Raw genomic sequence first — 16,536 nt, 5'->3', positions numbered from 1 at the left:
ATCGGATGGCGGAAAAAAGGAATGGCCATTCATGCAATAATTCGTGAATGGCCATTGTGAAAATTGCGCGTAAATGCGTAATCGGTCAGAACAGGTTGCGGCGATCGGGATCGTGCAGCGGGTCCGGCGTTTTCTGCGTGATGCGCAGGATGCCCTGCGGATCGAAGTAGAAGCTGTACATCATGTACCAGACGTTGTCCTCGAGATACCGGTACGTCCACACCTCGCGCTTCATCAGCGGGAAGTAGGACGTCTCGACGGGGCGCCCGAAATTGACGAGGACATCGGTCTTCGTCCACTTGCCGATCTCCGCACGATAGAACTCGCTCGGCTGCAGCACCTGGCGCACGTTGACGATCTTGTGGGACGCGTCGACATCGGCCGCGATCGTGACCTCGCCCATCGGCTGGGTCGGCCACATCAGGCGCTTGCCGCCGCCGGGCAGGTCGTAGATCTCGCGCGGCGGACCCATGCGCGCGACGATCGCCGACTCGTCCTGGCCCGCCTGGTATTGCTGCCACGGTTGCGCACAACCGGCCAGCAGTGCGGCGGCACAGGCGAGCAGCACCGGCAGGCGCGCGGGAATGCGTATGCGCATGGGGATTCTCCAGAATACGGAAACAGGTTCCGTTTTATCACGGACGGCGCACGACGGCACATCGCGTCGCAAAAAATCGGTACGGATCGCCGACGCTGTCGCGCTTGCGGCCGGCAGGGGCGCCGGCCTATGATCCGCGCTTCTCGGGCAGATCGAAGGGCAGGTAGCCGATGCAGGGGTGGAAGCGGTGCGCGCTCGCGTTGAGTGTGGGGTGGATGCTGGTGTCGTCCGCGTTTGCCGGCGGCGAGCCGGTGCGGATCGCGCTGATCGAAGGGATGTCGGGCCCGTTCGCGAACGCCGGCGCGGCGGTCGAGCGCAACCTGCGCTTCGGCGTCGAGCAGGTCAACGCGTCGGGCGGCGTGAAGCTGCGCGACGGCGCGCATCCGCTCGAACTCGTCGTGCTCGACAGCAAGGGCAGCCCGGAGGAGGCGCTCGTGCAGTTGCGCGCGGCCGCGGACCGGCATATCGGTTTCGTCGCGCAGGGCAACAGTTCGGCCGTCGCGGCCGCACTCGTCGCGGCGCTCGACAAGCTGAACGCACGCGACCCGGACAACCGGATGCTGTTCCTCAACTATTCGGCCGACGATCCGGCGCTGACCGGCGCGCGCTGCAGTTTCTGGCATTTCCGCTTCGACGCGCACGCGGGGATGCGGATGGCCGCGCTCGCGGATGTGATGGCGCGCGACCGCGCGCTGCGCAAGGTCTATCTGCTGAACCAGGACTACAGTTTCGGCCGCGACGTCAGCACGCTCGCGCGGCAGACGCTGGCCGCGCGGCGCCCGGACGTGACGATCGCCGGCGACGAATTCCACCCGATCGGCCGGATCAAGGATTTCTCGCCGTATATCGCGAAGATCCGCGCGAGCGGCGCGGACGCCGTCGTGACCGGCAACTGGGGCAACGACCTCACGCTGCTCGTGAAGGCGGCGCGCGAGCAGGGGCTGAATGCGAAGTTCTACACGTTCTACGGCAACAGCCTCGGCGCGCCGGCCGCGCTCGGCGATGCGGGCGTCGGGCGGGTCGTCGCCGTGGCGGACTGGCACCCGAACGCGGGCGGCGCGAAATCCGACGCGTTCTACCGCGCGTTCCGGACCCGTTTCCCGGCCGCGCAGGACGACTATCCGGTACGGCGAATGAGCGTGATGGTCGAAATGCTGGCCGCCGCGATGAACCGCGCGGGGTCGGCCGATCCTGTCGCGGTCGCGCGTGCGTTCGAGGGCTTGTCGTTCGACGACGGCTTCCACGCGTCGCGGATGCGCGCGCAGGATCACCAGTTGATCCAGCCCCTTTACGTGATGGAGATGGACAAGGCCGGCACGCCGGGCGTGCGCTTCGACAACGAGGGTTCCGGCTACGGTTTCCGGACGGTGCTGGCGGTACCGGCGCAGCGCACGGAAATGCCGTCGGCCTGTTCGATGACGCGCCCGTGACAGGGGCGGTGGGAACGGTGTGGAGTTGTGTTACTGGAGTTGTGTTACAATGCCCGCCGGTTGTAAGTCACGGCACGGCCATTCTTCCGTGTCCGCCTGTTCAGTTAGAAAGGAAATCACATGTCTGTTGCAGATATCAAGAAGTCGGAAGTCGTTGCTCAGTTCGCCCGCGGTACCAACGACACGGGGTCGCCCGAAGTCCAGGTCGCACTGCTGACCGCACGTATCGTCGAACTGACGGGTCACTTCAAGACCCACGCGAAGGATCACCACAGCCGCCGCGGCCTGCTGCGCATGGTTAGCCGCCGCCGCAAGCTGCTCGACTACCTCAAGGGCAAGGATGCCGACCGTTACCGCGCACTGATCGAGAAGCTGGGTCTGCGTAAGTAATCGAGGCGATTGCCGCCAGCAAGATGCCTGTGTCAGTCCGCTGATACAGGCATTTTGTTTTTGCGCGGTGCGTAGCGTCACACGCACCGCAGGCTGTCAGGCACGTTGGTGCCGGGCTGCCGGAACGGCTGATACCGGGGTCGGGATTTGTGTCATTCCAGCGCGTCGCTGCCTGAGCGCCGCGCTGGAATGGCATAAAAAACACACCTTGCTCCGGGTGATTCGGTCGGGACGCCGCCGTGCGGGATGGCCCGTGCGGCGAATGAAATGCATGAATTCAAAGGAGCAACCATGTCCATGTTCAACAAGGTCGTGAAGGAATTCCAGTGGGGCCAGCACAAGGTGCGCCTCGAAACCGGTGAAGTCGCTCGCCAGGCAAGCGGCGCCGTGATCGTCGACGTCGAAGACACCGTCGTGCTGGCAACCGTCGTCGGCGCGAAGTCGGCGAAGCCGGGTCAGGATTTCTTCCCGCTGACCGTCGACTACCTCGAAAAGACCTACTCGGCCGGCAAGATCCCGGGCGGCTTCTTCCGCCGCGAAGGCCGTCCCTCGGAGCACGAGACGCTGACGTCGCGCCTGATCGATCGTCCGCTGCGCCCGCTGTTCCCGGAAGGCTTCTACAACGAAGTCCAGGTCGTGATCCACGTGCTGTCCGTGAACCCGGAAATCCCGGCGGACATCCCCGCGCTGATCGGCGCATCGGCTGCGCTCGCCGTGTCGGGCCTGCCGTTCAACGGCCCGGTCGGTGCCGCGCGCGTCGCGTACATCGACAACGCCTACGTGCTGAACCCGACACGCGACCAGATCAAGGCGTCGAGCCTCGACCTCGTCGTTGCGGGTACGGAACGCGCGGTGCTGATGGTCGAATCGGAAGCCGACCAGCTGTCGGAAGACGTGATGCTGGGCGCCGTCGTGTTCGGCCACGAGCAGATGCAAGTGGCGATCGACGCGATCCACGAACTGGTGCGCGAAGGCGGCAAGCCCGAGTGGGACTGGCAGCCGGCGCCGAAGAACGAGGCGCTGATTGCGCGCGTGACCGAGCTGGCGCAGAACGACCTGCTCGCCGCTTACCAGCTCCGCGACAAGCAGGCTCGCTCGGCGAAGCTGAAGGAAGTCTATTCGGCGACTTCGGCGAAGCTCGAGGAAGACGCGCTGGCGGCCGGCACGGTTGCTGCCGACAAGGCCACCGTCGGCAACGTCCTGTTCGACATCGAGGCAAGGATCGTCCGTTCGCAGATCCTGAACGGCGAGCCGCGCATCGACGGCCGCGACACGCGCACCGTGCGCCCGATCGAGATCCGCACCGGCGTGCTGCCGCGCACCCACGGCTCGGCGCTGTTCACGCGCGGCGAGACGCAGGCGCTGGTCGTCGCGACGCTCGGCACGAAGGGTGACGAGCAGATCATCGACGCGCTCGAAGGCGAGTACCGCGAGCGCTTCATGCTCCACTACAACATGCCTCCGTTCGCGACCGGCGAAACGGGGCGCGTCGGCTCGCCGAAGCGCCGTGAAATCGGTCACGGCCGCCTCGCGAAGCGTGCGCTGGTCAAGTGCCTGCCGAGCGCCGACGAATTCGGCTACTCGATCCGCGTCGTGTCGGAAATCACCGAGTCGAACGGTTCGTCGTCGATGGCATCGGTGTGCGGCGGCTGCCTCGCGCTGATGGACGCCGGCGTGCCGATGAAGGCGCACGTCGCGGGCATCGCGATGGGCCTGATCCTCGAAGGCAACAAGTTCGCGGTGCTGACCGACATCCTCGGCGACGAAGATCACCTCGGCGACATGGACTTCAAGGTGGCCGGCACGGAGCAAGGCGTGACGGCGCTGCAGATGGACATCAAGATCCAGGGCATCACGAAGGAAATCATGCAGGTCGCGCTCGCGCAGGCGAAGGAAGGCCGCATGCACATCCTCGGCAAGATGACGTCGGCGGTCTCGGGCGCGAACACGCAACTGTCGGAATTCGCGCCGCGCATGATCACGATCAAGATCAACCCGGAAAAGATCCGCGACGTGATCGGCAAGGGCGGTTCGGTGATCCGCGCGCTGACGGAAGAAACGGGCACGACCATCGACATCTCGGACGACGGCGTCGTGACGATCGCGAGCACGAACAGCGACGGCATGGCCGAAGCGAAGAAGCGCATCGAGAACATCACGGCAGAGATCGAAGTCGGCCAGGTGTACGAAGGCACGGTGCTGAAGCTGCTCGATTTCGGCGCGATCGTGAACCTGCTGCCGGGCAAGGACGGCCTGCTGCACATCTCGGAAATCGTCAACGAGCGTGTGAAGGACATCAACGACTACCTGAAGGAAGGCCAGCCGGTCAAGGTCAAGGTGATCCAGACGGACGAGAAGGGTCGCGTGCGTCTGTCGGCAAAGGCGCTGCTGAATGAAGCAGCGGCAGCGTCGCAGTCGGACGCGCCGCCGCAGCAGTAAGCGGGCAGGCGGACCAACGGCCGGCAGTGCGAAAGCGCGCCGGCCGTTTTTTCTGTAGCATCGTTGTGCGGCGCAACAGCGCCGGCGAGGCGCCCGTGCCGCGCGCACGGCGAGCCATCCGATTCCGATCCTGGAGCCACCGTCACCATGAAAGCCATCGAAATCACCGAATTCGGCGCCCCCGACGTGCTGAAGCTCGCGGAGCGTCCGCGCCCCGAACCGAAGCGCGGCGAAGTGCTGATCAAGGTGGCGGCTTCCGGCGTGAACCGGCCCGACGTATTCCAGCGCAAGGGCGCCTATGCGCCGCCGCCGGGCGCGTCGGATCTGCCGGGCCTCGAGGTCGCGGGCGAGATCGTCGGCGGCGACCTGTCCGATGCCACGCTGAACCCGTTCGGCCTGAAGCTCGGCGATCGCGTGTGTGCGCTGCTCGCGGGCGGCGGTTATGCCGAGTATGCGGTCGCACCGCTGCCGCAATGCCTGCCGGTGCCCGACGGGCTCACCGATATCGAGGCCGCGTCGCTGCCTGAAACGTTCTTCACCGTATGGAGCAACGTGTTCGACCGTGCGCAGCTCGGCGCGGGCGAGGGAGGCGAGCAGGAAACGCTGCTCGTGCAGGGCGGCTCGAGCGGCATCGGCGTGACGGCGATCCAGATCGCGCATGCGCTCGGTTTTCGCGTGTTCGCGACGGCCGGCACCGCCGACAAGTGCCGTGCGTGCGAGGCGCTCGGCGCCGAGCGCGCAATCAACTACAAGACCGAAGACTTCGTCGAGGTCGTGAAGTCGCTGACGCACGATCGCGGCGTCGACGTGATCCTCGACATGGTGGCGGGCTCGTACGTGCCGCGCGAGCTGTCCGCGCTTGCGGACGGCGGCCGTCTCGTGCTGATCGCGCTGCTCGGCGGTGCGAAGGCCGACGTCAACCTGAGCGAGATCCTGCGGCGCCGGCTGACGGTCACGGGTTCCACGCTGCGGCCGCGCCCGGTCGAGTTCAAGGCGCGCATCGCCGCGCAGCTGAAGGCGCGCGTATGGCCGCTGATTGCCGACGGCCGCATCAAGCCGGTGATCTATCGCGTGCTGCCGGCCGCGGAAGCCGCGCAGGCGCATGCGCTGATGGAAAGCAGCGAGCACACCGGCAAGATCGTGCTCGATTGGGGTACGAACGCCTGACGGCCCGTGCGGCCGGGCTTGACATGCGCGGTTTGACCGGTTCAAGCCGTGCGCAGTAAAATCGCGGGTTTGCTTCGCCAGATCAAACCTGACGGCCGGTTTCCGGCGCGTCAATGACACAGTGGTGACGAGACAGACACGATGTCGAAACAGAGAACTAAGCGGGTGATCGGCAACTGGAAGATGCACGGCCGGCTGGCCGGCAACCAGGCGTTGCTGAACGAAGTGGTGCAGGGTGCGGGCGCGGTGGCGGCCGAAACGTCGGTCGGCGTGTGCGTGCCGTTCCCCTATCTCGCGCAGGTTCAGGCGCAGCTCGACGGCGGCCGTGTCGCCTGGGGTGCACAGGACGTGTCCGCGCACGAGCAGGGCGCGTTCACCGGCGAAGTGGCGGCCGCGATGGTTGCGGAATTCGGCGCACGCTATGCGATCGTCGGCCACTCGGAGCGTCGCGCGTATCACGGCGAGCGCAACGAGACGGTCGCGGCGAAGACGCTGCGCGCGCTCGCGGCCGGTCTCACGCCGGTCGTGTGCGTCGGCGAGACGCTCGACGAGCGCGAGTCGGGCGCGACCGAGCAGGTCGTCGGTGCGCAGCTCGACGCGGTGCTGGCCGTGCTGACCGCCGACGAGGCTGCGCGCATCGTCGTCGCGTACGAGCCGGTCTGGGCGATCGGCACGGGCAAGAGCGCGACGTCGGCGCAGGCACAGGACGTGCACGCGTTCCTGCGTGCGCGTCTCGCGGCAAAGGGTGCGGTGGACGTGTCCGTGCTGTACGGCGGCAGCGTGAAGCCGGACAACGCGGAAGAGCTGTTCGCGCAGCCGGACATCGACGGCGGCCTGATCGGCGGCGCGTCGCTGAAGGCGGAAGATTTCCTGGCGATCTGCCGGGCCGCGCGTTGAGCGGTCCGCGATCGAATTGAACCATGACGGCGGCCGGTCGATCCGGTCGCCCGATCCAATCGGGTGGGTGTGATGCTGTTATTCAAGACGCTGATTATTGTGGTGCAGGTGCTGTCTGCACTCGGTGTGATTGGTCTCGTGCTGCTGCAGCACGGCAAGGGTGCCGACATGGGCGCTGCATTCGGCAGCGGCGCGTCGGGCAGCCTGTTCGGTGCGACGGGCTCGGCGAACTTCCTGTCGCGCACGACGGGCATTCTCGCGACGATCTTTTTTATCGCGACGCTCGCGCTGACGTACCTCGGCTCGTACAAGTCGACGCCGTCGGCAGGCGTGCTCGGCGCGGCTGCGACCGCGCCGGCATCGGCGCCTGCGGCGTCGGCGCCGGCCGTTGCGGCATCCGCTGCCGCGGGTTCGGCTGCAAGCGCGCCGGGACAGGACGTCCCGAAATAAAGAGTTAAATTTTTTGCGTTTGTGCGTTGAACAATTCTAGAAGTCAGGTTAGAATTTAAGTCTTGAAGCGATTCGCGGGAAACAAGCAGCACAACCCGAGTTGCATGCAGTGCCGACGTGGTGAAATTGGTAGACACGCTATCTTGAGGGGGTAGTGGCGAAAGCTGTGCGAGTTCGAGTCTCGCCGTCGGCACCAAAGTTACTCAATGCCAGCCGCTTCCAGTGGCTGGCATTTTTCATTTCTGGAGTGTGCTTGCGGTTGTCTTGCGATCGCCTGCACTCCGAAATGATTCCTTCCGCCGGAAGTGGTATTCTCCGGACGCTCAGAACCAACCGATAGAGGATTGCCTTGAACCTCGCAGCCTATTACCCCGTCTTGTTGTTCCTCCTCGTGGGCACTGGTTTAGGTATAGCGCTGGTCAGCATCGGCAAGCTCCTTGGTCCCAACAAGCCGGACGTCGAGAAGAACGCACCGTATGAGTGCGGCTTCGAAGCCTTTGAAGACGCCCGGATGAAATTCGACGTCCGGTATTACCTCGTCGCCATCCTGTTCATCATCTTCGATCTCGAAACCGCATTCCTGTTTCCGTGGGGCGTCGCGCTCCGGGACATCGGCTGGCCGGGTTTCATCGCAATGATGATTTTTCTGCTCGAATTCCTGCTGGGCTTTGCCTATATCTGGAAGAAAGGCGGGCTCGACTGGGAGTGATGGGTTAATCGCCGGTTTGCATGGGCGGCCACGCTCGGTCGCTCGTCTGGAGTGGAAAGCAAATGAGTATCGAAGGGGTCTTGAAGGAAGGGTTTGTCACCACGACGGCTGACAAGCTGATCAACTGGACGCGTACCGGCTCGCTGTGGCCGATGACGTTCGGGCTCGCGTGTTGCGCCGTCGAGATGATGCATGCGGGCGCGGCCCGTTACGATCTGGACCGGTTCGGCGTCGTGTTTCGTCCGAGCCCGCGCCAGTCGGACGTGATGATCGTCGCCGGCACGCTCTGCAACAAGATGGCGCCCGCGCTACGCCGCGTGTACGACCAGATGGCCGAGCCGCGCTGGGTGATCTCGATGGGGTCGTGCGCGAACGGCGGTGGTTACTACCACTACTCGTACTCGGTGGTCCGCGGCTGCGACCGGATCGTGCCGGTCGACGTCTATGTGCCGGGCTGCCCGCCCACGGCCGAGGCGCTGGTCTACGGCGTGATCCAGCTTCAGGCGAAGATCCGCCGCACCAATACCATCGCCCGTCAATAAAGCCCCGAGCGTCCCCTCAATATGGCAAGCAAAATCGAGACCCTCAAGGCAAACCTCGAAGCCGCGCTCGGCGCGCGCGTGGTGAGCCTCACCGAAGCGATCGGTGAACTGACGCTCGTCGTGAAGGCGAGCGATTACCTCGAAGTCGCAAAAACGCTGCGCGACGATCCGAAGCTCCGTTTCGAGCAACTGATCGACCTCTGCGGCGTCGACTACCAGACCTTCGGCGACGGCGCCTACGACGGCCCGCGCTTCGCGGCCGTGTCGCACCTGCTGTCGGTCACGAACAACTGGCGCCTGCGCCTGCGCGCGTTCGCGCCGGACGACGACCTGCCGATCGTGGCATCGCTGGTCGACATCTGGACCTCCGCGAACTGGTACGAGCGCGAAGCGTTCGACCTGTACGGCATCGTGTTCGAAGGCCACCCCGACCTGCGCCGCATCCTCACCGACTACGGCTTCATCGGCCACCCGTTCCGCAAGGACTTCCCGGTGTCGGGCTATGTCGAAATGCGTTACGACCCGGAAGAGAAGCGGGTCGTGTACCAGCCGGTGACGATCGAGCCGCGCGAAATCACGCCGCGCGTGATCCGCGAGGATCGCTATGGCGGTCTGAAACATTAAGGGGGCGTCATGGCAGAAATCAAGAACTACACGCTCAACTTCGGCCCGCAGCACCCGGCAGCGCACGGCGTGCTGCGCCTCGTGCTCGAGCTCGACGGCGAAGTCATCCAGCGTGCCGATCCGCACATCGGCCTGCTGCACCGCGCGACCGAAAAGCTCGCGGAATCCAAGACCTTCATCCAGTCCGTGCCGTACATGGACCGTCTCGACTACGTGTCGATGATGGTCAACGAGCACGGCTACGTGCTCGCGATCGAAAAGCTGCTCGGCATCGAAGTGCCGGAGCGCGCGCAGTACATCCGCGTGCTGTTCGACGAGATCACGCGCGTGCTGAACCACCTGATGTGGATCGGCGCGCACGCACTCGACGTCGGCGCGATGGCCGTGTTCCTGTACGCATTCCGCGAACGCGAAGACCTGATGGACGTGTACGAAGCGGTGTCCGGCGCGCGGATGCACGCGGCGTACTATCGTCCGGGCGGCGTCTACCGCGACCTGCCTGACGCAATGCCGCAATACAAGGCGTCGAAGATTCGCAACGAGAAGGCGCTCGCGAAGATGAACGAAGCGCGCAGCGGCTCGGTGCTCGACTTCATCGATGACTTCTTCACGCGCTTCCCGAAGTGCGTCGACGAATACGAAACGCTGCTCACCGACAACCGGATCTGGAAGCAGCGTCTGGTCGGGATCGGCGTGGTCAGCCCCGAACGTGCGCTGCAGATGGGCATGACGGGCCCGATGCTGCGCGGCTCGGGCATCGCGTGGGACCTGCGCAAGAAGCAGCCGTACGAAGTGTACGATCGCATGGATTTCGACGTGCCGGTCGGCGTGAACGGCGATTGCTACGACCGCTATCTGGTGCGCGTCGAAGAAATGCGCCAGTCGATCCGCATCGCGAAACAGTGTATTGAGTGGCTCCGCAAGAATCCGGGCCCGGTGATGACGGACAATCACAAGGTTGCACCGCCGTCGCGCGTCGGCATGAAGACCAACATGGAAGACTTGATTCACCACTTCAAGCTCTTCACCGAAGGTTTCCATGTGCCGGAAGGCGAAGCGTACGCGGCGGTCGAGCATCCGAAGGGCGAGTTCGGCATCTACCTCGTGTCGGACGGTGCCAACAAGCCGTATCGCCTCAAGATTCGCGCACCGGGTTTCGCGCACCTGGCGTCGCTCGACGAAATGGCGCGCGGTCACATGATCGCCGACGCCGTCACGATCATCGGTACGCAGGACATCGTGTTCGGCGAGATCGATCGCTAATGGTTGCGCCGCCCGTTTGCTCCGGGCGGCGAGCGGTAAGTCACACGCGATGCGCGCTGAACCGGCGCGACTTCGCAAGCTGTCAACAGAGTGAGCGCCAGGTCTGCCGTCCATGCACCCCAAGTGTGCGGCAGGTTCTTCGTTCGGTAGGAATTGAAAGAGTCGTGTCTGAAAATGATCTCAGCTGAAGGCCTGAAGGAAATCGATCGAGCGTTGACGAAGTATCCCGCCGATCAGAAACAGTCCGCCGTGATGTCGGCGTTGGCCGTTGCTCAGGAAGAGCACGGCTGGCTGTCGCCCGAACTGATGCAGTTCGTTGCGGACTATCTCGGCATGCCGGCCGTCGCCGTGCAGGAAGTCGCGACGTTCTACACGATGTACGAGCTCAACCCGGTCGGCAAGCACAAGATCACGCTCTGCACGAACCTGCCGTGCCAGCTTGGCCCGCACGGCGGCGCGGAAGCGGCTGCCGACTACCTGAAACAGAAGCTGGGCATCGGCTTCGGCGAAACCACGCCCGACGGCAAGTTCACGCTGAAGGAAGGCGAATGCATGGGCTCGTGCGGCGATGCGCCGGTGCTGCTGGTGAACAATCACAGAATGTGCAGCTTCATGAGCCGCGAGAAGATCGACCAGCTGCTTGAGGAGCTCTCGAAATGACGTCCCTCCACGACCGTCACATCAAACCGCTGATCCTCGCCGGTCTGAACGGCGAGAACTGGCATCTCGAAGACTACGTCGCGCGCGGCGGCTACAAGCAACTGCGCCGCATTCTCGAAGAAAAGATTCCTCCCGAGCAGGTGATCGCCGACGTCAAGGCGTCGGGCCTGCGCGGCCGTGGCGGTGCGGGCTTCCCGACCGGCCTGAAGTGGAGCTTCATGCCGCGCCAGTTCCCGGGGCAGAAGTATCTCGTCTGCAACTCGGACGAAGGCGAGCCGGGCACGTTCAAGGATCGCGACATCCTGCGCTGGAACCCGCACGCGTTGATCGAAGGCATGGCCATCGGCGCATACGCGATGGGCATCACCGTCGGCTACAACTACATCCACGGCGAAATCTTCGAAGTGTATCGACGCTTCGAGGCCGCGCTCGATGAGGCGCGCGCCGCAGGCTTCCTCGGCGACCACATCATGGGCTCCGAATTCTCGTTCCAGCTGCACGCGCACCACGGTTACGGCGCGTACATCTGCGGCGAGGAAACGGCGCTGCTCGAGTCGCTCGAAGGCAAGAAGGGCCAGCCGCGCTTCAAGCCGCCGTTCCCGGCGAGCTTCGGCGTGTACGGCAAGCCGACCACGATCAACAACACCGAGACGTTCGCCGCGGTGCCGTTCCTGCTGTCCATCGGGCCGCAGAATTATCTCGAGATCGGCAAGCCGAACAACGGCGGCACGAAGATTTTCTCGGTGTCGGGCGACGTCGAGCGTCCGGGCAACTACGAAGTGCCGCTCGGCACGCCGTTCGCGACGCTGATGGAGCTCGCCGGCGGAATGCGCGGCGGCAAGAAGATCAAGGCCGTGATTCCGGGCGGTTCGTCGGCGCCGGTGATCCCGGGCGACATCATGATGCAGACCGATCTCGACTACGATTCGATCGCGAAGGCGGGCTCGATGCTCGGTTCCGGCGCGGTGATCGTGATGGACGAGACGCGCTGCATGGTGCGCTCGCTGCTGCGCCTGTCGTACTTCTACTACGAGGAATCGTGCGGCCAGTGCACGCCGTGCCGCGAAGGCACCGGCTGGCTGTATCGCGTCGTGAACCGTATCGAGCACGGCGAAGGCCGCCAGGAAGATCTGGACCTGCTGAACTCGGTTGCCGAGAACATCATGGGCCGCACGATCTGTGCGCTCGGCGATGCGGCGGCGATGCCGGTACGCGGGATGCTCAAGCACTACTGGGACGAATTCGCGTACCACGTCGAGCACAAGCACTGCATGGTCGGCGGCCACGCGCACGCGGCTGCGGCCTGAAGCGAACCGGTTGCGGAATTTGAGCGCACGGTCGGGCGAAGGCGCGAACGGGCGGAAATAGGTTAAGGACCATTCACCATCATGGTTGAACTTGAAATAGACGGCAAGAAGGTCGAGGTGCCCGAAGGCAGCATGGTGATCCAGGCTGCGCACAAGGCGGATACGTACATTCCTCACTTCTGCTATCACAAGAAACTGTCGGTAGCGGCCAACTGCCGGATGTGTCTCGTCGAAGTCGAGAAGATGCCGAAGGCCGTGCCTGCCTGCGCGACTCCCGTATCGGCCGGCATGATCGTCCACACGCAGTCCGACAAGGCCGTGAAGGCGCAGCAGTCGGTGATGGAATTCCTCCTCATCAATCACCCGCTCGATTGCCCGATCTGCGATCAGGGCGGCGAATGCCAGCTGCAGGATCTGGCGGTCGGCTACGGCAAGTCGTCGTCGCGCTACTCGGAAGAAAAGCGCGTGGTGTTCCACAAGAACGTGGGCCCGCTGATCTCGATGGAAGAAATGTCGCGCTGCATTCACTGCACGCGCTGCGTCCGCTTCGGCCAGGAAATCGCCGGCGTGATGGAGTTCGGCATGCTGGGCCGCGGCGAGCATTCGGAAATCACGACGTTCGTCGGCAAGACGGTCGACTCCGAGATGTCGGGCAACATGATCGACCTGTGCCCGGTCGGCGCGCTGACCAGCAAGCCGTTCCGCTACAGCGCCCGGACGTGGGAACTGTCGCGTCGCAAGTCGGTGAGCCCGCACGATTCCGTCGGCGCGAACCTCGTCGTGCAGGTGAAGAACAACCGCGTGATGCGCGTGCTGCCGTTCGAGAACGAAGCGATCAACGAATGCTGGATCTCGGACAAGGACCGCTTCTCGTACGAAGGCCTCAACAGCGAAGAGCGCCTGACGAAGCCGATGCTGAAGCAGGGCGGCCAGTGGATCGAAACCGACTGGCAGACCGCGCTCGAATATGTCGCGAAGGGCCTGAAGGGCATCGCCGCGGATCGCGGCGCGAACGCGCTGGCGATGCTCGCGAGCGCGCACAGCACCGCTGAAGAACTGTTCCTCGTGAAGCAGCTCGCACACGAACTGAAGACGCCGAACGTCGATTTCCGTCTGCGTCAGCAGGATTTCTCGGCGCCGGTCCAGGGCGCGCCGTGGCTCGGCATGCCGATCGCCGACCTGTCGAACGTGGACGCCGCGTTCGTCGTCGGTTCGTTCCTGCGCCGCGACCACCCGCTGTTCGCCGCCCGCCTGCGCCAGGCAGCGAAGAACGGCGCGAAGCTGCACTTCCTGCACGCGACCGGTGACGACGCACTGATCCCGACCGCGCAGCGCATCGTCGCCGCGCCGTCGGCATGGCTCGACGAGCTGGCCGGCATCGCCGCGGCCGTCGCGCAACTGCGCGGCGTCGCGCTGCCCGACACGCTCGCCGGCGTCACCGCATCGCCGGCCGCCCAGGCGGTCGCACAGTCGCTCGCGAACGGCGAGCGCCGCGCGGTGCTGCTCGGCAACGTCGCGGTCCGCCATCCGGAATTCGCGAAGCTGCACGCGGTCGCCCAGTGGATCGCCGACAACACTGGCGCCACGTTCGGCTTCCTGACGGAAGCGGCGAACACGGTCGGCGCGCACGTCGTCGGTGCGCTGCCGGGCGAAGGCGGCTTGAATGCTCGCGAAGCGTTCGCGCAGCCGCGCAAGGGCTACGTGCTGCTGAACGTCGAACCGGAATTCGACGCCGCCGACCCGGCGCAGGCGCTTGCCGCGCTGAACCAGGCGGAGATGGTCGTCGTGATGTCGCCGTTCAAGCACGGCCTCGACTACGCCGACGTGCTGCTGCCGGTTGCGCCGTTCACGGAAACGGCCGGCACGTTCGTCAACGCGGAAGGCACCGTGCAGAGCTTCAACGGCGTCGTGCGCCCGCTCGGCGACACGCGTCCGGCCTGGAAGGTGCTGCGCGTGCTCGGCAGCCTGCTCGGCCTGCCGAACTTCGAATACGAGACGGCGGAAGAAGTGCGTCTCGCGGCGCTCGGCGATGAAGGCGTCGCGGGCCGTCTGTCGAACCAGACGTCGGTCGCGCCGGCACGCGTCGCGGCGAATGCCGCGAACGGCGGCTTCGAGCGCCTGGCCGATGTGCCGATCTATCACGCCGACGCGCTCGTGCGCCGCGCAGGTGCACTGCACCTGACGGCCGCCGCGAAGGCGGCGAATGCCGCAGCCCTGCCGGCCGCGCTGTTCGACAAGCTGGGCTTGAAGGAAGGCGACGCCGTGCGCGTGCGCCAGGGCGAGCGTGCGGTGCAGTTGCCGGCCGTGCGCGACGCGAATCTTGCGGAGACGGTCGTTCGCGTGTCGGCGGCGACGCCTGCCGGCGCAGCGCTCGGCAGCCTGTCCGGTGAACTGGTGGTGGAGAAGGCGTAAATGAGCTTGTTCGATACGATCAACGCGGGCGGAGCCCAGCTTCTCGGCTTCGCGTGGCCGACGGTGTGGGCAATCGTGCGCATCCTCGTCGTCTCCGTCGTCATCCTGCTGTGCGTCGCGTACCTGATTCTGTGGGAACGCAAGCTGATCGGCTGGATGCACGTGCGTCTCGGCCCGAACCGCGTCGGCCCCGGCGGCCTGCTGCAGCCGATCGCCGACGTGCTGAAGCTGCTGCTGAAGGAAGTCATTCAGCCGAGCGCCGCCAGCCGCTGGCTGTACCTGATCGCGCCGGTCATGACCGTCGTGCCGGCATTCGCCGTGTGGGCCGTGATCCCGTTCCAGGCTCAGGCCGTGCTCGCGAACATCAACGCGGGCCTGCTGTACGCGATGGCGATCTCGTCGATCGGCGTGTACGCGGTGATTCTCGCGGGCTGGGCGTCGAACTCCAAGTACGCGTTCCTCGGCGCGATGCGCGCCGCGGCGCAGATGGTCTCGTACGAAATCTCGATGGGCTTCGCGCTGGTGCTCGTGCTGATGACGGCCGGCAGCCTGAACATGTCGGAAATCGTCGGTTCGCAACAGCACGGCTTCTTCGCGGGCCACGGCGTGAACTTCCTGTCGTGGAACTGGCTGCCGCTCCTGCCGGCGTTCGTCGTCTACTTCATCTCGGGCATCGCCGAAACGAACCGTCACCCGTTCGACGTGGTGGAAGGGGAGTCGGAAATCGTTGCCGGTCACATGATCGATTACTCGGGCATGGCGTTCGCGCTGTTCTTCCTCGCCGAGTACATCAACATGATCGTGATCTCGGCGCTGGCTGCGACGCTGTTCCTCGGCGGCTGGGATGCACCGTTCGAGTTCCTGTCGTTCATTCCGGGCATCTTCTGGCTGGTGCTGAAGGTCTTCGCACTGCTGTCGGTGTTCATCTGGGTTCGCGCAACGTTCCCGCGCTACCGTTACGACCAGATCATGCGTCTGGGCTGGAAGGTGTTCCTGCCCGTCACGGTGATCTGGGTGGTCGTGGTCGGCTTCTGGATGATGTCGCCGCTCAACATCTGGGTGAAGTAATCGGACGAAATCATGACGGCAATCCAACACTTCTTTAAGACCTTCTTCCTGACCGAGCTGCTGAAGGGGCTCGCGCTGACCGGTCGTTACACGTTCAAGCGCAAGTTCACCGTGCAGTTCCCGGAAGAGAAGACCCCGATCTCGCCGCGTTTTCGCGGGCTGCATGCACTGCGCCGCTACGAGAACGGCGAAGAGCGCTGCATCGCGTGCAAGCTGTGCGAGGCCGTGTGCCCCGCCTTGGCGATCACGATCGAGTCGGAAACGCGCGCGGACAACACGCGCCGCACGACGCGCTACGACATCGACCTGACGAAGTGCATCTTCTGCGGTTTCTGCGAAGAGAGCTGCCCGGTCGATTCGATCGTCGAGACGCAGATTCTCGAGTACCACGGCGAGAAGCGCGGCGACCTGTATTTCACGAAGGAAATGCTGCTCGCGGTGGGCGATCGCTACGAGAAGGACATCGCTGCGGCGAAGGCCGCCGACGCGCCGTATCGTTGATTGTGTTTGCAGTGCCGGCCCGCAGCACGGGTCGAGCCGCCGCGACGGGTGCGGGCGTCCCGCAAGCCGCGCCTGACTA

16 protein-coding genes and 1 tRNA gene are annotated in these 16,536 nt (G+C 64.8%); 16 read left to right on the top strand and 1 reads right to left on the bottom strand.

Features of this window, described 5'->3' with window-relative positions; translation table 11 throughout:
* Positions 1 to 85: 85 nt before the first annotated feature.
* On the bottom strand, positions 86 to 598 hold the full coding sequence (locus FPJ27_RS30735) for a hypothetical protein (RefSeq protein ID WP_175962887.1): 513 nt from the start codon (positions 596 to 598) through the stop codon (positions 86 to 88).
* Positions 599 to 768: 170 nt separating this feature from the next.
* Here FPJ27_RS30735 and FPJ27_RS30730 point away from each other — a divergent pair, with 170 nt between their 5' ends.
* The 16 genes from FPJ27_RS30730 to nuoI all read left to right on the top strand — a co-directional run bounded on the left by FPJ27_RS30730 (position 769) and on the right by nuoI (position 16,457).
* Entirely contained in the window at positions 769 to 2,028 is a 1,260-nt protein-coding gene (locus FPJ27_RS30730; RefSeq protein WP_204423941.1) for a branched-chain amino acid ABC transporter substrate-binding protein, read from the top strand.
* A 120-nt stretch (positions 2,029 to 2,148) separates the two neighbouring features.
* Positions 2,149 to 2,418 (top strand): 30S ribosomal protein S15, encoded by a 270-nt coding sequence (gene rpsO / locus FPJ27_RS30725; RefSeq protein ID WP_006398792.1) that lies wholly within the window; start codon positions 2,149 to 2,151, stop codon positions 2,416 to 2,418.
* A 291-nt stretch (positions 2,419 to 2,709) separates the two neighbouring features.
* Positions 2,710 to 4,857: a polyribonucleotide nucleotidyltransferase gene (gene pnp, locus FPJ27_RS30720; protein WP_204423939.1), complete on the top strand. Its 2,148-nt coding sequence runs from the start codon at positions 2,710 to 2,712 to the stop codon at positions 4,855 to 4,857.
* A gap of 147 nt (positions 4,858 to 5,004) precedes the next feature.
* Entirely contained in the window at positions 5,005 to 6,024 is a 1,020-nt protein-coding gene (locus tag FPJ27_RS30715; RefSeq protein ID WP_204423936.1) for an NAD(P)H-quinone oxidoreductase, read from the top strand.
* A 141-nt stretch (positions 6,025 to 6,165) separates the two neighbouring features.
* Positions 6,166 to 6,921, top strand: a complete 756-nt coding sequence (tpiA, locus tag FPJ27_RS30710) for a triose-phosphate isomerase (protein ID WP_072440698.1) — start codon at positions 6,166 to 6,168, stop codon at positions 6,919 to 6,921.
* 72 nt (positions 6,922 to 6,993) lie between these two features.
* A complete protein-coding gene (gene secG / locus FPJ27_RS30705; protein ID WP_034184886.1) occupies positions 6,994 to 7,371 on the top strand; it encodes a preprotein translocase subunit SecG in 378 nt (125 codons plus the stop codon).
* A gap of 111 nt (positions 7,372 to 7,482) precedes the next feature.
* Positions 7,483 to 7,567: transfer RNA gene (locus tag FPJ27_RS30700), tRNA-Leu, on the top strand.
* 153 nt (positions 7,568 to 7,720) lie between these two features.
* Positions 7,721 to 8,080, top strand: a complete 360-nt coding sequence (locus FPJ27_RS30695; protein ID WP_006398798.1) for an NADH-quinone oxidoreductase subunit A — start codon at positions 7,721 to 7,723, stop codon at positions 8,078 to 8,080.
* 62 nt (positions 8,081 to 8,142) lie between these two features.
* Positions 8,143 to 8,622 (top strand): NADH-quinone oxidoreductase subunit B, encoded by a 480-nt coding sequence (locus FPJ27_RS30690; RefSeq protein WP_006398799.1) that lies wholly within the window; start codon positions 8,143 to 8,145, stop codon positions 8,620 to 8,622.
* Positions 8,623 to 8,643: 21 nt separating this feature from the next.
* Positions 8,644 to 9,246, top strand: coding sequence for an NADH-quinone oxidoreductase subunit C (locus FPJ27_RS30685; RefSeq protein ID WP_006478264.1), 603 nt, complete (start codon positions 8,644 to 8,646; stop codon positions 9,244 to 9,246).
* 9 nt (positions 9,247 to 9,255) lie between these two features.
* Entirely contained in the window at positions 9,256 to 10,509 is a 1,254-nt protein-coding gene (locus tag FPJ27_RS30680) for an NADH-quinone oxidoreductase subunit D (RefSeq protein ID WP_072440696.1), read from the top strand.
* Positions 10,510 to 10,683: 174 nt separating this feature from the next.
* The gene (gene nuoE, locus FPJ27_RS30675; protein WP_174381177.1) at positions 10,684 to 11,169 is read left to right on the top strand and encodes an NADH-quinone oxidoreductase subunit NuoE; all 486 of its coding nucleotides are present in this window, start codon (positions 10,684 to 10,686) and stop codon (positions 11,167 to 11,169) included.
* Positions 11,166 to 12,476: an NADH-quinone oxidoreductase subunit NuoF gene (gene nuoF, locus FPJ27_RS30670; protein WP_034184889.1), complete on the top strand. Its 1,311-nt coding sequence runs from the start codon at positions 11,166 to 11,168 to the stop codon at positions 12,474 to 12,476. Before nuoE ends, nuoF begins: the two co-directional genes overlap by 4 nt.
* A gap of 81 nt (positions 12,477 to 12,557) precedes the next feature.
* Entirely contained in the window at positions 12,558 to 14,888 is a 2,331-nt protein-coding gene (gene nuoG / locus FPJ27_RS30665) for an NADH-quinone oxidoreductase subunit NuoG (protein ID WP_204423934.1), read from the top strand.
* Complete coding sequence (gene nuoH, locus FPJ27_RS30660; RefSeq protein WP_072440695.1) at positions 14,889 to 15,956, top strand: NADH-quinone oxidoreductase subunit NuoH; 1,068 nt, start codon at positions 14,889 to 14,891, stop codon at positions 15,954 to 15,956. It abuts the gene before it with no gap.
* Between the two features lie 12 nt (positions 15,957 to 15,968).
* Positions 15,969 to 16,457: an NADH-quinone oxidoreductase subunit NuoI gene (gene nuoI / locus FPJ27_RS30655; RefSeq protein WP_006478270.1), complete on the top strand. Its 489-nt coding sequence runs from the start codon at positions 15,969 to 15,971 to the stop codon at positions 16,455 to 16,457.
* Positions 16,458 to 16,536: the final 79 nt, after the last annotated feature.

It is taken from the genome of Burkholderia sp. MS455, assembly GCF_016899445.1.
Lineage (GTDB): Bacteria > Pseudomonadota > Gammaproteobacteria > Burkholderiales > Burkholderiaceae > Burkholderia > Burkholderia pyrrocinia_C.
This window is presented reverse-complemented; position numbering and strand designations above follow the sequence as displayed.